13 protein-coding genes are annotated in these 13,105 nt (G+C 63.2%); 8 read left to right on the forward strand and 5 right to left on the reverse strand.

Translation table 11 applies throughout. The features are described 5' to 3' along the window. The first annotated feature begins 4 nt into the window (after window positions 1–4). Entirely contained in the window at window positions 5–1,240 is a 1,236-nt protein-coding gene (locus HHL22_RS01630; RefSeq protein WP_169529225.1) for a geranylgeranyl reductase family protein, read from the forward strand. Between the two features lie 110 nt (window positions 1,241–1,350). On the opposite strand, the gene HHL22_RS01635 is transcribed toward HHL22_RS01630, so the two are convergent. Both HHL22_RS01635 and HHL22_RS01640 read right to left on the reverse strand, forming a co-directional pair. Beyond that, window positions 1,351–2,163, reverse strand: a complete 813-nt coding sequence (locus HHL22_RS01635) for an ABC transporter ATP-binding protein (RefSeq protein WP_169529226.1) — start codon at window positions 2,161–2,163, stop codon at window positions 1,351–1,353. A gap of 95 nt (window positions 2,164–2,258) precedes the next feature. Further along, window positions 2,259–2,990: an MlaE family ABC transporter permease gene (locus tag HHL22_RS01640; RefSeq protein ID WP_169529227.1), complete on the reverse strand. Its 732-nt coding sequence runs from the start codon at window positions 2,988–2,990 to the stop codon at window positions 2,259–2,261. Window positions 2,991–3,089: 99 nt separating this feature from the next. Between HHL22_RS01640 and HHL22_RS01645 the strand changes: the two genes are divergently transcribed. Beyond that, a complete protein-coding gene (locus tag HHL22_RS01645; protein ID WP_169529228.1) occupies window positions 3,090–3,812 on the forward strand; it encodes an SDR family NAD(P)-dependent oxidoreductase in 723 nt (240 codons plus the stop codon). A gap of 131 nt (window positions 3,813–3,943) precedes the next feature. Here the strand turns inward: HHL22_RS01645 and HHL22_RS01650 are convergent, their stop codons facing one another. Further along, entirely contained in the window at window positions 3,944–4,729 is a 786-nt protein-coding gene (locus tag HHL22_RS01650) for a GIN domain-containing protein (RefSeq protein WP_169529229.1), read from the reverse strand. 39 nt (window positions 4,730–4,768) lie between these two features. Here HHL22_RS01650 and HHL22_RS01655 point away from each other — a divergent pair, with 39 nt between their 5' ends. The 5 genes from HHL22_RS01655 (at window position 4,769) to gldG (ending at window position 9,539) form a co-directional block, all read left to right on the forward strand. Continuing rightward, on the forward strand, window positions 4,769–5,461 hold the full coding sequence (locus tag HHL22_RS01655; RefSeq protein ID WP_169529230.1) for an SDR family oxidoreductase: 693 nt from the start codon (window positions 4,769–4,771) through the stop codon (window positions 5,459–5,461). Window positions 5,462–5,610: 149 nt separating this feature from the next. After that, window positions 5,611–6,522 carry an ATP-binding cassette domain-containing protein gene (locus HHL22_RS01660; RefSeq protein WP_169529231.1) on the forward strand — a complete coding sequence of 304 codons (912 nt, stop codon included), beginning with the start codon at window positions 5,611–5,613 and terminating at the stop codon, window positions 6,520–6,522. A 3-nt stretch (window positions 6,523–6,525) separates the two neighbouring features. Beyond that, a complete protein-coding gene (locus HHL22_RS01665; protein WP_169529232.1) occupies window positions 6,526–6,861 on the forward strand; it encodes a hypothetical protein in 336 nt (111 codons plus the stop codon). A gap of 125 nt (window positions 6,862–6,986) precedes the next feature. Next, entirely contained in the window at window positions 6,987–7,712 is a 726-nt protein-coding gene (gldF, locus tag HHL22_RS01670; RefSeq protein WP_169529233.1) for a gliding motility-associated ABC transporter permease subunit GldF, read from the forward strand. A gap of 87 nt (window positions 7,713–7,799) precedes the next feature. After that, window positions 7,800–9,539, forward strand: a complete 1,740-nt coding sequence (gldG, locus tag HHL22_RS01675; protein WP_169529234.1) for a gliding motility-associated ABC transporter substrate-binding protein GldG — start codon at window positions 7,800–7,802, stop codon at window positions 9,537–9,539. 3 nt (window positions 9,540–9,542) lie between these two features. Here gldG and HHL22_RS01680 read toward each other — a convergent pair whose 3' ends face one another. After that, a complete protein-coding gene (locus HHL22_RS01680) occupies window positions 9,543–10,409 on the reverse strand; it encodes a DUF7003 family protein (RefSeq protein WP_169529235.1) in 867 nt (288 codons plus the stop codon). A gap of 135 nt (window positions 10,410–10,544) precedes the next feature. Between HHL22_RS01680 and HHL22_RS23610 the strand changes: the two genes are divergently transcribed. Beyond that, window positions 10,545–11,450, forward strand: a complete 906-nt coding sequence (locus HHL22_RS23610; protein ID WP_195809211.1) for a hypothetical protein — start codon at window positions 10,545–10,547, stop codon at window positions 11,448–11,450. Window positions 11,451–11,611: 161 nt separating this feature from the next. Here the strand turns inward: HHL22_RS23610 and HHL22_RS01690 are convergent, their stop codons facing one another. Beyond that, window positions 11,612–13,033 (reverse strand): M48 family metalloprotease, encoded by a 1,422-nt coding sequence (locus HHL22_RS01690; protein ID WP_169529236.1) that lies wholly within the window; start codon window positions 13,031–13,033, stop codon window positions 11,612–11,614. Between the last annotated feature and the right edge of the window lie 72 nt (window positions 13,034–13,105).

Consider the following 13,105-nt stretch of genomic DNA (forward strand, 5'->3'; position numbering starts at 1 on the left):
GGGCATGGACATTTGTATTCTTGGGGCTGGGCCGGGGGGCGCCATCGCGGCCCTGCACCTGGCTAAGGCCGGCCACCGCTGCTTGCTCCTCGACCGCGCCGCTTTCCCGCGCGACAAGATTTGCGGCGACGCGCTCTCGGGCAAGGTGCTCAGCGAGCTGCGCCACCTGGGCGGCCCCCTCACCGAGCGCTTGGCCGAGGCCGGCCGGGGGGCGGCCAGCTGGGGCATCACCTTCGCCGCCCCCAGCGGGCAGCTACTGCGGGTGCCCTTCAAAAAGGCCGCCGACATCGCCCACGCCCGGCCCGATGGCTACGTGCTGCCCCGCCTCACCTTCGACAACCTGCTGGTGGAGGAAGTGCGCCGCCAGCCCCTGATTGAGCTGCGCGAAAACTGCGAGGTGGCCCGCACCGAGCGCGGCGGCCTGGGCTGGCGCCTGCTCGATAAGCAGGGTGGCCTGCTGGCCGAGTGCCGCCTGCTGCTGGTGGCCAACGGGGCGCAGTCGAGCTTTGTGCGGCAGGTGGTAGGGCGCGAGCTGGAGCCCGCCGCCCACTGCGCCGGCGTGCGGGCCTACTACCGCGGCGTGGCCGGCCTCGACCCCCAGCACTTCGTGGAGCTGCACTTCCTGCCCGAGCTGCTGCCCGGCTACCTCTGGATTTTCCCGCTCGCCGACGGGGGCGCCAACGTGGGCCTGGGCATGCTGAGCCAGGACGTGGCCAAGAAGCGTCTCAACCTGCGCCAGCGCCTGGAAGAGCTGGTAGCCACCCACCCCAGCCTGCAGGCCCGCTTTGCCCAGGCCGAGCGGCTGGGGCCGGTGCGGGGCTGGGGCCTGCCGCTGGGCTCGCGCCGCCGCCCGCTCTCGGGCGAGGGCTACCTGCTGCTCGGCGACGCGGCCTCGCTCATCGACCCCTTCAGCGGCGAAGGCATCAGCCACGCTATGGTGAGCGGGCGCCACGCCGCTGACTGGGCCGGCCGGGCGCTGGCCACCAGCAACGTATCGGCCGGCTTCCTGGCCGGCTACGACGCGGCCGTGTACCGCCGCCTAGGCCAGGAGCTGCGCCTGAGCACGGCTATGCAGCGGCTACTGCGCTGGCCCCAGCTGTTCAACTTCATCGCCAACCGGGCCGTGGCTAACCCCACGCTGGCCGAAACGCTGTCGGCCATGTTCCTCGATATTGACCTGCGCGCCCGCCTCAAGCAGCCGGGCTTCTACTTGCGCCTGCTATTTGGGCGTGGTAAGTAGGGGTGGGGCTAGCCAGCCTCTCCAACAAGCAAGCCGCCCCAGCCAAAGCGCGTAATGATGCTTTAGCTGGAGCGGCTTGTTGGTAGTCGGGCTGGCTAGCCCCTAGGGCCCTACACTTCCGACAAGGGCTCGGCGGCCAAGTGCTGCAGGCCTGCGGGGCCATCTTCCTGCTCCACGCGCTTGGCGGCGCGCACCAGCGACGACGAGAAGATAAACTCGCGCAGCTCGGGCACTTCGGCGTTCAGGATGTGCTCCTTGTCGCCGTCCCACAGCTTTTTGCCTTTGTGCAGGAAGATAATGTGGTCGCCAATGCCCACTACCGAGTTCATGTCGTGGGTGATGATGGTGGTGGTGATGTTGTATTCGTGCGTGATTTCCTGAATCAGCTCGTCAATCTTGATGCTCGTGGCCGGGTCGAGGCCCGAGTTCGGCTCGTCGCAAAACAAGTAAGTGCAATTGGGGGCGATGGCGCGGGCAATGCCTACGCGCTTCTTCATGCCGCCCGAAATCTCGGAGGGCATCTTGTTGCCCGCGTTTTCGAGTCCCACGCGCTTGAGGCAAAACTCCACCCGGTCGCGGCGTTCCTCGGGGGTCATTTCGGGCGTCAGCATTTCCAGAGGGAACTCCACATTTTTGGCCACCGTCATCGAGTCGAATAGTGCCGAGCCTTGGAAGAGCATCCCGATTTTGCGCCGAATTTCCTGCCGAATATCCACCTTCGAGTTGGTGAACATGGTGCCGTCGAATGTAATGGAGCCGATATCGGGCTTCATCAGCCCCACAATGCACGAGAGCAGCACGCTTTTGCCAGTGCCCGAGCCACCGAGCAGCAAGTTGCACTTGCCGGTTTCGAGGGTGCACGAAATGCCTTTCAGCACTTGGTTGCCGTCAAACGATTTTTCGATGTTGGATATCTCAATCATTAGTTGTAGCAGTTAGCTAGTAGCTTCTAATAAGGCTAGACGGAAAGGATGCGCTGCCGATGCGTAGCCACCGGCTAGTCGCTGTTACCGTTAAATTAAAGCAGCACGGCGGCCAGCACGAAATCGGCGATAAGGATAGCGATGATGGAGTTGGTAACGGCATCGGTGCTGGCAGTACCAACTTCCAGAGCGCCGCCTTCGGTATAAAACCCTTTAAACGCCGACACGCCCGAGATGATAAAGGCAAATACCACGGCCTTGATGAGCGCAAACAAAATATTGTAGGGCACAAAGTCGCTGCGAATGCCCTCAATGTAGTCTTGCGGGGTGATGTTACCAGTCAAAGTACCAGCCAGGTAGCCGCCGATGATGGCAAGCGCCATGGCCAGAATAACCAGCAGCGGAAACATGAACATGGACGCCAGAATGCGCGGCAGCACCAGGTAGGAAGAGGAGTTGATGCCCATTACTTCCAGGGCCGAAATCTGCTCGGTGATGCGCATCGTGCCTAGGCCCCCCGCAATGGAGGAACCCACTTTACCGGCCAGCACGATGCTGGTCAGCGTCGGGGCCATTTCCAAAACGGTCATCTCGCGCACCATGTAGCCGATGGTAGATTTCGGGATGAGCGGGTTAGTGAGATTGTAGGCAATTTGCACGCAGGTAACGGCCCCGATGAAAACGGCTACCAGCCCAACCACGAAAAGCGAGTTAACCCCAATATTGGTAGCCTCCTCGAAGAAGCGGCGCCATAATACTTTGAAGCGCTCGGAGCGCGACAGCATGGATTGTAAAAATAGTACGAATGAGCCGAGAGATTGAAGCATAAAAGACGTGAAAAATAACCTTGGCTGTTGCGCCTGAGCCGGCCGGGTTTGGCGGCGGCGGGGCATCTTTGAGCCTCATACGTAACTACGCTGAAAATAGTGACTTCCTTTTCTGACTTAGTGGTGGTAACGGGCGGTAGCCAGGGCATTGGGCGGGCGCTGGTGCTGCGCTGGTTGGCGGCGGGCTACGCCGTGGCCACCTGCGCCCGCCAGCCCGCCGCCTTGGCCGAGCTAGCTGCTGAGGCCGCCCGCCTGCACCCCGCCGCGCCCCTGCACACCCTGCCCGCCGACCTAAGCGAGCACGCTGGCTGCCAGCAATTTGCCGGTTTTGTGCTGGGCCTAGGGCTGCCGCTGGCCGCCGTGGTGCACAACGCCGGCGCCTACGAGCCCGGCCGCTTCCAGGACGAGCCGGCCGATGGCTCGCAGCTGCGAGCCATGCTGGCCGCCAACCTGCTGAGCGCCTACGACCTGACGCGCGCACTGCTGTCCACGCTGCTAGGGCAGGGGCGGGGCCACGTGTTCACCATCTGCTCCACGGCCAGCATTATGGCCTATCCCAACGGCGGCTCCTACAGCGTGGCCAAGCACGCGCTGCTGGGCTTCACCAAAACGCTGCGCGAAGAAGTAAAAAACCAGGGCCTGCGCGTGACGGCCGTGCTGCCCGGCGCCACCCTCACCCGCAGCTGGGCCGGCGCCGGCCTGCCCCCCGAGCGCTTCATCAGCCCCGACGACGTGGCCGCCGCTGTGCTCGGTGCCTTCCAGCTCTCGGCCAGCGCCGTAGTCGAGGAGCTGCTCATTCGGCCGCAGCTGGGGGATATATAGGACAATGAGCAATGAGCACTAAAGCCCGTCATGCTGAGCCTGTCGAAGCATCTCTACCGCATCGTTCGGGTGGCGTTTGGTAGAGATGCTTCGACAAGCTCAGCATGACGGGCTTTAGTGCTCATTAATTACTATTGCTCCCTCACCAGCCGCTGCTTGTTGGGCCCGATGACGTCAATGTAGGCTGGCGGGCCGCTGTAGTAGAGCGTGCCGCTGCCGTTGAGGGTGCCGCCTAGGTTGCCGCGGGTGCGCACGTAGGCGTTGCCCACCCAGCTGGGGTAGGTGTAAAAGTAGCAGAAGTCGGTTTGTAGGGCGCTGGCAAACAGGAAGCCGTTGGAGCCCAGGTTGGGGTGAAAGTCGTGGGCGAAGCCGCTCAGCGTGAGGTCGCCCGCGTCGTAGCTGTCTACGTAGAGGTAGGTGGAGGTGACGTTCAGGTTTACGTCGCCGGGGCTGAGCACGCGCACGAACAGCGTATCCTGGGCCCACTGGCTGGCAGTGGTTAGTAGGCCGTAGCCGCGCTGCTCCACGTCGTGCAGGTAGGGTAGGTGCAGGCGCACCTCGCGCGGGGTGTTGTAGCTGCGGGCCCAGTTGCAGCGGCTGGTGTTGCGGATAACGAGCTGGCTAGGGCCAGCGGGGGTCGAAAACTCGATGTCGTCTATCACGTTTTCGCCGGCCCGCACCTCGGCGTAGCTGGCCGTGTCGGGCACGATGGTCACGTCCACGTTGTCATACACGCGCAATTGCCTGAGCTGGCGGCTAATGGCGCGGCGCTGCACCACCACCGCGCCGTTGCTTTTCAGGCAATCGGCCTCGTGGCCCGCGCCGCAGCCGCTCAGCAGCCAGGGCCCTAAGGCCCCTAGGGCCAGCCAGAAGCTGCCAACCAAGGCGCGCGGCACTACGTTAGGAAATACACTCATTCAACCGGGCTTTGCCCCAAAATTACCCCTAGGACTACTATGGACCTGACCGGCAAAGTTGCCATCGTAACGGGCGTGAGCAGCGGCATCGGCCGCGCCACCGCCGAAGCCCTGCTGGCCCACGGCGCCGCCGTAGCCGGCTGGGGCCGCCACGCCCCCGAGGGCCTCGACCACGACCGCTTCCAGTTTTTCGAGTGCGACGTGCGCGACGAGCACGCCGTGGCCGAAGCCTTCACGAATACGCAGCGCGAGCTGGGGCCGGAAGTGCACGTGCTGGTCAACAACGCGGGCCTCGGCATCTTCGGGCCCATCGACGGTTTTAAGAGTGAGGACTGGCACACGATGTTTGATACCAACGTCAACGGCTTGTTTTACTGCACGCGCGCCGTGCTGCCCCAAATGAAAAAGCAGCACGAGGGCCACATCATCAACATTGCCAGCCTGGCCGGTACCGCGGGCACGGCCAACCTGGCGGGCTACTGCGCCACTAAGTACGCGGTGCGCGGCTTCTCCGACGCCCTGTTTAAGGAGCTGCGCCCCGACGGCATTCGGGTAACGTGCGTGATGCCCGGCTCGGTGGAAACCCACTTCAACGGCAAGGAGCCCGGCCCCGAGCCCGACCCCACCAAGATGCAGCCCCAGGATATTGCCGACGCCATTGTGCACGCCCTGGAGGCCCCGCAAGCCACCATGATTTCGGAGATGCAGCTGCGCCCTACCAACGTGAAATAGTCGGCGGCTGGCCCAGCCATACCAGAATAACAGCGAATAGCGCGAACTTTGTGGGGTGCGGGGCTCGTCCCCGCCCGTCGTTCGCACCCGGTAAGCGGTTAGCGTTCAACGACGGGCGGGGGCGGGCCCCGCACCCTACGCTTTGCTATATGGTTGAAGTTGAACACTTAGTGAAAACCTACGGCGCCCAGCAGGCCGTGGACGACATCAGCTTCCGGGCCGATAAGGGTGAGATTGTGGGCTTCCTGGGGCCCAATGGCGCGGGCAAGAGCACGACTATGAAAATGGCCCTAGGCTACGTGCCCCCCACGGCCGGCACCGTGCGCGTGGCCGGCTTCGACGTGCGCGAGCAGCCGCTGGAGGTGCGCCGCCGCGTGGGCTACCTGCCCGAGCATAACCCGCTCTACCTGGATATGTACGTGCACGAGTACCTCGAATTTATTGGGGGCGTGCACGGTCTGCGGGGGCGCGAACTGCGCCAGCGCGTGGCCTGGCTGGTGCAGCGCGTGGGCCTCACCCGCGAGCAAAACAAGCAGATTGGCGCGCTCAGCAAGGGCTACCGCCAGCGCGTGGGTTTGGCCGAAGCCCTGGTGCACGACCCCGAAGTGCTCATCCTTGATGAGCCCACCACCGGCCTCGACCCCAACCAAATCAGCGAAATCCGCGACCTCATCCGCGAGCTGGGCGAGAATAAAACAGTCATTTTCAGCACCCACATCCTGCCCGAGGTGGCCGCGCTGTGCTCTAGGGCCGTCATCATCAGCCGGGGCCGGCTGGTGGCCGATGCACCGGTGGCCGAGCTGGCCGCCCGCGCCGCCGGCGAAACCGTGCTGCGCGCCGAGTTTGAGAACCCGGTGGCCCTAGGGCCGCTGCGGGCCCTGTCCGGCGTGCACCGCGCCGAGGCGGGCGCCACGCCCAGCACCGCCCTCATCTACACCGCGCCGGGCACCGACGTGCGCGCCGCCGTGTCGCGCCTGGCCGTGGAACAGGGCTGGCTGCTGCTAGGCCTGCGCCAGGAGCAGCAGAGCCTGGAGGCGGTATTCGGGGAGCTGACGCGGTAGCTGATGATGCAGGGCTGGAGCAGAAAGCGGCGTATGCTAACCGCAGCATTAACCCTGCTCGGTATTAGTGTGCTCTGGATTTACTTCATTGCCAAGAGCTTTATTGACGAAGAGAATCTAGAGCTTCGTAGTATTTATATCAAGGCCGCAGTTACAGGAAAAGAACATTTGCACTATGTTAATGCGGGAGCGGAAAGGTATAATTTACGCTACTTGCGAAAAGGGACTGTTTACACCAATGTCGTTCAAACCGGCCTGTATAATTTCAACGTGGGAGACTCTATTCAAATAAAAATTGATTCCCGTAACCCAGCAGCTTACTGCGAACTAGTGGACTAAGCTTAAATAACTAAACCATAATCAGGTCGTCATGCTGAGCTTGCCGAAGCATCTCTACCGAACAACGGCCCTAGGCGACGCGGTAGAGATGCTTCGGCAAGCTCAGCATGACCGCCTGACATATCATGCTTACCATCCTTAAAAAAGAATTTAACGCCTTTCTCAATTCTCCCGTGGCCTACGTGGTCATTGGGGTGTTTTTGGTGGCTACCGGGCTGTTTGTGTGGGTATTCCCCGACAGTAGCGTGCTTGACTACGGGTACGCCGATTTGCAGTCACTCTTCAACCTCGCGCCCTGGATTTTCCTGCTGCTAATTCCGGCCATCACTATGCGCTCGTTTGCCGAGGAGAAGAAGGCCGGCACCCTGGAGCTGCTGCTGACCCGGCCCCTCACCGACGGGGCGCTGGTGGGCGGCAAGTACCTGGCCTGCCTGCTGCTGGCCCTGCTGGCGCTGGTGCCTACGCTGCTCTACTACTACTCGGTGTACCAGTTGGGCACCCCTAGGGGCAACATCGACTCGGCAGCTACGGTGGGTTCGTACCTAGGCCTGGGACTGCTGGCGGCGGTGTTTGCGGCCCTCGGGGTGCTGGCCTCGGCCCTCACGCGCGACCAGATTATTGCCTTCGTGCTGGCCGCCGTAGCCTGCTTTCTGGTGTACGCGGGCTTCGACTCGCTGGCCTCGGTGCTGAGCGGAGCGCTCGCCTACTACGTGAGCCAGCTGGGCATTGCGGCCCACTACCGCGACCTCAGCAAAGGCCTTATCGACTCGCGCGACGTGCTCTATTTCCTCACCGTGGTGGCCGTGGCGCTGCTGGGCACCCGCCTGGCTTTGCGCAGCCGCACCTGGTAGCTTTTTTTGAACGACCTCTGCGCTCCTTCTGCGAACCCCTCTGCGTCTTCTGCGGTGAAAACACCCTAGGGCGCCAATTACGCTTAAATGACTCCCAACCAAGAGCCAACGGCCACCAGCCCACCGCCCACCGCTAAAAACCGCGATTTGCTGCGCTTCGCCGCCCTCGTCGGCGCGCTGCTGCTGCTCAACTTCGTGGCCCAGCGCTTTTTCTTCCGCCTCGACCTGACGGAGGAGAAGCGCTACACCATGTCGCCGGCCACCAAGAAGCTGCTGGGCCAGCTCAAGGAGCCGGTGAGCGTGACGGTGTACCTGACCGGCGACTTCCCGCCCGCGTTTCGGCGGCTGGAGCAGGCCGTGCGCGAAAACCTGACCGAGATGCAGATTTACGGCGGGGCCAATTTCAGCTACGTCTTCCTCGACCCCAGTGCGGCGGGCACCGAGGCGGGCCGCAACCAATTTTACCAAACCCTGCTCAAGAAAGGCCTGCGCCCTACTAACCTGGGCAGCAACGAAAACGGCAAGCGCGTCGAGAAGCTGGTGTTTCCGTGGGCGGTGGTGCAGGGCCCCGGCGGCCAAACGCGCAACGTGCTGCTGCTGCGCGGCAACCAGGCCGTGAGCCCCGAGCAGCGCCTCAACCAAAGCATTGAAGGGCTGGAATATGAGTTGGTGAGCGCCGTGCGCCAGGTGAGCCCGGCCAGCGGCGGGCGCCCCAGGCTGGGCATTATCGACGGGCACGGCGAGCTGCCCAACATCGAGCTGGCCGACATCCTCACCGCCTGGAGCCAGAGCTACGACGTGTTTCGGGTGGACTTGAGCAAAGTGCCCGACTTGCGCGGCAACCTGAGCGCGGTGGTGATTGCCAAGCCCACCCGGCCGTATTCGGAGGAGGACAAGTTCAAGCTCGACCAATTCATCACCCACGGCGGGCGGGCGCTGTTTTTCGTGGATGCCCTGCGCACCGACCTCGACAGCGTGAGCCGCAACGGCGCCGCCCTGGCCACGCCCTACAACCTGAACCTCGACGACCTGTTTTTCCGCTACGGCGTGCGCCTGAACCCCAACCTGCTGCTCGACCTCAACTCGGGCCAGATACCGCTCGTGACGGGCATGGAAGGCAACAAGCCCAAGATTGAGCCGCTGCCCTGGCAGCTCTACCCGCTCATCAACCGCTTCAACCCCACCAGCCCCATCACCCGCAACCTCGACGCGGTAATCATGCGCTTCGTGGGCAATATCGACACGGTGAAGGCCCTAGGGGTGCGCAAAACCTCGCTGCTGACCACCTCGCGCTACACGCGCGTGCTGCCTGCGCCGGTGCCCATCAACTTCAACGACGCCCGGCTGGAGCCCAATCCCAAGAACTACCAGAACCCGTTCCAGCCAGTGGGCTACCTGCTGGAAGGGCAGTTCCGCTCGCTATTTTCCAACCGCGCTCGGCCCGGCACCACCCAGTACCAGCCCGACCAGGACCCCACAGCCAAACCCGGCAAGCTGCTGGTTATCAGCGATGGAGACTTTTTGCGCAACGACGTGGATACCCGCGCCAACCCCCCTAGGCCCCTGCGCCTGGGCTACGACCGCCTGGCCAGCACCGAGTTTGCCAACCGCGAGCTTATCCTGAACGCCACCGACTACCTGCTCGACGACACGGGCCTCATCGCCGTGCGCGGCAAGCAAATCACCCTGCGCCCCCTCGACAAGGTGCAGCTGGCCGAGCGCCGCAGCTTCTGGCAGGCCCTTAACCTGGGCGCGCCGCTGGCTTTGCTGGCCTTGTTTGGCCTAGGGCGCGCTTGGTGGCGCAAGCGCCGCTACGCCCGGTTTTAGGGGCTACAACGAACCCGACTCGGGCCAGTGCCGCCAGTGCGTAGTAGCGGGCAGCGTGGGCTGGTAGTGATGCACATCGCCAGTGGCTAGCACCTGGGCCAGCTGCTGCCAGGTTTCATAGCTGCTGGGTCGGTTCTGCTCCCATTCGGCGCGGTTTTGCTGCGCTTGCCGGGCTTGCTGCACCTGCACGAGGGCCGCCAAGCCAGCTTGGTCGATGCCAGCCGCCGCTAAGCTGGCCTGGCTAAGCTGATAGGTAGCAGCCAGCGATTCATCAGAAAGCTCGATAGGCGCCCGCTGGTCAAAGTCGCGGTGGTACCATTCGTCCAGCACCATAATTTTGCGCAAGTGGGCGGGTAGCGACTGGTACAGCTCCGAGTCGGTGGCTCGTAGTAAGTGGGCGTGCTTCTGAATGAGGAGACGGCCAACCTCGTGAAGCGAAATGCCGCCTGGTTCGTACTCCACCAACTCAATGCCCGCTTGGGCATAAGCCGCTGGGTCGTGCGTCAAGGGCACCAGCGTATCGCGGATAAGAATAGTTTTGGCGGCTGGGTCCAGCAGCTCGTCAGTAAGCAGCGCTTGCTGCGCTTCCCAGTCAATGGGGGTTCCCGCTTGCACGTTGGTCGTGCGGTTGTTGTACTCGGGCAGATTGCGTAAGCAGTTGCCATAGTAAAATAACTCAAGCTCGATGCTGCCACCGCGAGGCGCGTAGCCCAGTCGCTCTACCACTACCGCCCACTGCTCTTCAGCTCGAAATAGATTGAGCCGGCTATCGATGAGGTAGGAGTAGGGATGGCCCAGCGCCACGAAAGAATGATAATAGCCGTCGTTGGAATAATCGAGTGCGTGCAGAATAGCTTGCGCGGTAAGCATAAGGAGGACGTGCGTGCGAAAAGTATAAGTTGTTGGCTGGATGCAACCACCGTCGCTAAGCTACTTCACCGCACCTATAGTCGCTAGGATGCAGCAGCACAAGTAGCTTTGCTGCTCGTTATTTTGTTTCTGCTCATGCGTATTCTCCCTCTCAGCCTTGCCGCGCTGTCGGCGGCCGCCCTGCTGGCCGCCTGCGCCCACAATGCCGTGCCCACCGCCGCAGCCGATAAAGCCGCCGATGTGCCGGCCAGCGCCGTAAGCAGCCGCTTTATTGCCACGCCGCCCACCATCGACGGCAAGAGCACAGACTGGGGCAGCGATTCGCTGAAATACGACGCCAACAGCCGCTTGCAGTACGAGGTGCTCAACGACACGCGCACGCTCTACGTGCGCCTGCGCTCGGCCGACGCCAGCACTCAGGCTAAGCTGGCACTGCTGGGCATGGTGGCCTGGCTCGACAGCACCGGCCGCAACCAGCAGCAGTTTGGCGTGCACTACCCGCTGCCTATCGACCTGAGCACGCTGAAAAACCAGGCCGACCAGCGCCCGGCCGGCGCCATGGGCCCCTCGGCCGCCGAGCGCCAGGCCATGCACGTAGCCCGCTTGCGCTCGGCTATCACCGACGCGCGCACCGTGGAACTGCTCAAGTTTCGGGGTAGCAAGCAGCCGGTGCTTACCGACTCGGACGCGCCGCTGGGGGTGAAGGCGGCCTTAGGGCTGGACGAGAAGGATAACCTGATTTACGAGCTGGCCGTGCCGCTGCGCCTCATTTATAAGAAGGTACCGGCCCTGGCTACCGGGCAGCGCGCCGCCGTGGGCGTGTGGATGCTAGGCGACAAGCTCAAGCCCGAGCCCGGCAGCAAGCAGGAGCCCGACCAAAGCATGATGCAGGGCGGCGGCCTAGGCAGCTACGGCGGGCGCTACGGCGGCATGGGGGGCTACGGCTACGGCGGTGGCATGGGTCGTGGCTACCGCGGCGGCAGCGTCAACACCTTCCAAACGTTCTCGCTCAAAACCAGCGCGCAGTTGGCTGGGCAGTGAGGTTTTTAGGTTTTGGGATGGTTAAGTGGTTTGGTCAAAAAGGCGGTCATGTTGAGCTTGTCGAAGCATCTCTACCGAACGACACCCTAGGGGCGCGATAGAGATGCTTCGACAAGCTCAGCATGACCGCCTGATTTTACCTAACTACTCAATCGCTCACCCTACTTCACCACCTTAAACAGCGTGCCGGCCGGCAGCTGGTCACCGAGCTGCATGCCGTTCACGATGGCCAGCTCTTCGAGGCGGCCGCTGGCTACGCCGTTGGCCGTGAGGGCCTGGCGCAGGGTAGTGGCGCTCTTGGCCTGCCGGATGCTGATGCGCTCGGCCTGCTTGTTGAGCCGGCTGGCGTCGGTGAGGCGCTTATAGCCCTGGGCCACCTGGTCGAACTGCGGGGCGTAGGTGCCGAACGAGGCCGTGGGCGCCAGCCCGAGCAAGGCGAAATTGCTGTTGCCGTCCTTGATGACGTAGCCCCGCACCCGCGCCGGCGTGGAGGAAGAGGAGGACGACGAAGCCGCCTGGTCGCCCTCAAACGCTACCGCCGGGAAGCCGTTGATGGTCGTGTTCTGCGCCTGCGCCGCGCTGATGCCCAGCTGCTTCGCCACCGTTTGAGCGGCGGCTTCGGGCGTGCCCGCGGGGGCAGCCAGAAACACCAGTAGTGCCTTGCCATTGGGCTCGGCCATCTGGAATTGGGCGGGCGTGTTCTCGGTTTTCCAGCCGCTGGGCACCGGCAGGCTGAACTTCAAGTCGGGGTGGTAGAACACGTTGCCAGCCACGTAGCCCTGGCGCGGGTCGTTGCCGTACACCAGGCCCTCAATCGAGCGCAGGTAGCTGTCACGGTTCACCTTTAGCGTGGTCTTACCCAGGCTCTGGCGGGCTTGCGCGGCTAGCTGTTTCACGCGCGTGTAGCGGTCGGCCGAGTTGGGGTGGGTGCTCAAAAAGCCGGGCGTGTCGGCGCTGCCGCTGGCTTTCTCGGTGCGCTCCAGCGTCTGGAAGAAGTTGGCCATGTGCGAGGCGTCGTAGCCGGTCTTGGTCGAGTAGCGTACCCCTAGGGCGTCGGCCTCGTTCTCGGCGTCGCGGCTGTACTTAAGCAAACCTAGCTGCACGCCGCCCTGCACCACGTTGCCCACTACCCCCTGCATAAGGCGCGGCGCCGCTATCGAGCCCACGCCCATCAAAATGCTGGCAATGGTGGACTTGGTTTGCTGCTTCTGCCCATGGCGGGCCGTAATGTGGCCCAGCTCGTGGCCCAGCACGCCCGTAAACTGCGCCTCGTCGTTGAAGTACGCCATAATGCCCCGCGTGAAGTACACGTGTCCGTCGGGCGTGGCGAAGGCGTTGATAATGGGCGAGTCCACGATGGTAAAGCCGTAGTCGCCGGGCCGGTCGGAGATGGCCGTCATGGCCTTGCCCTGCTTGGTGATGTAGGCTTGCAGCGGCGCGCTGTTGTAGAGGCCGAACTGGGCGATAACCTGCGGGTCGGGCTTGGCGCCCTGCAAGGGGCTGGAGGAAGGCACGGCGGCCGCCAGGGGTAGCAAAGCTAGCAAAGCGGCGGGCCGCAGGGCCCGGCGTAACGAGAAAGACATAGAAGGATGGTGGGTGTAAAGCCAAGCGCCAGCCTGGCCAGTCGTTAGGGTAGTTGCCTCGTTACTAAACAA

The organism is Hymenobacter polaris, assembly GCF_012927305.1.
GTDB classification, from domain to species: domain Bacteria; phylum Bacteroidota; class Bacteroidia; order Cytophagales; family Hymenobacteraceae; genus Hymenobacter; species Hymenobacter polaris.

Coding starts and splice junctions, on each gene's coding strand:
- gldG (WP_169529234.1), top strand. CDS start 7,800: ATGACTCCCAACCAAGAGCCAACGGCCACCAGCCCACCGCCCACCGCT.
- HHL22_RS23610 (WP_195809211.1), top strand. CDS start 10,545: ATGCGTATTCTCCCTCTCAGCCTTGCCGCGCTGTCGGCGGCCGCCCTG.
- HHL22_RS01655 (WP_169529230.1), top strand. CDS start 4,769: ATGGACCTGACCGGCAAAGTTGCCATCGTAACGGGCGTGAGCAGCGGC.
- HHL22_RS01630 (WP_169529225.1), top strand. CDS start 5: ATGGACATTTGTATTCTTGGGGCTGGGCCGGGGGGCGCCATCGCGGCC.
- HHL22_RS01640 (WP_169529227.1), bottom strand. CDS start 2,990: ATGCTTCAATCTCTCGGCTCATTCGTACTATTTTTACAATCCATGCTG.
- HHL22_RS01680 (WP_169529235.1), bottom strand. CDS start 10,409: ATGCTTACCGCGCAAGCTATTCTGCACGCACTCGATTATTCCAACGAC.
- HHL22_RS01660 (WP_169529231.1), top strand. CDS start 5,611: ATGGTTGAAGTTGAACACTTAGTGAAAACCTACGGCGCCCAGCAGGCC.
- HHL22_RS01665 (WP_169529232.1), top strand. CDS start 6,526: ATGATGCAGGGCTGGAGCAGAAAGCGGCGTATGCTAACCGCAGCATTA.
- HHL22_RS01650 (WP_169529229.1), bottom strand. CDS start 4,729: ATGAGTGTATTTCCTAACGTAGTGCCGCGCGCCTTGGTTGGCAGCTTC.
- HHL22_RS01635 (WP_169529226.1), bottom strand. CDS start 2,163: ATGATTGAGATATCCAACATCGAAAAATCGTTTGACGGCAACCAAGTG.
- HHL22_RS01690 (WP_169529236.1), bottom strand. CDS start 13,033: ATGTCTTTCTCGTTACGCCGGGCCCTGCGGCCCGCCGCTTTGCTAGCT.
- gldF (WP_169529233.1), top strand. CDS start 6,987: ATGCTTACCATCCTTAAAAAAGAATTTAACGCCTTTCTCAATTCTCCC.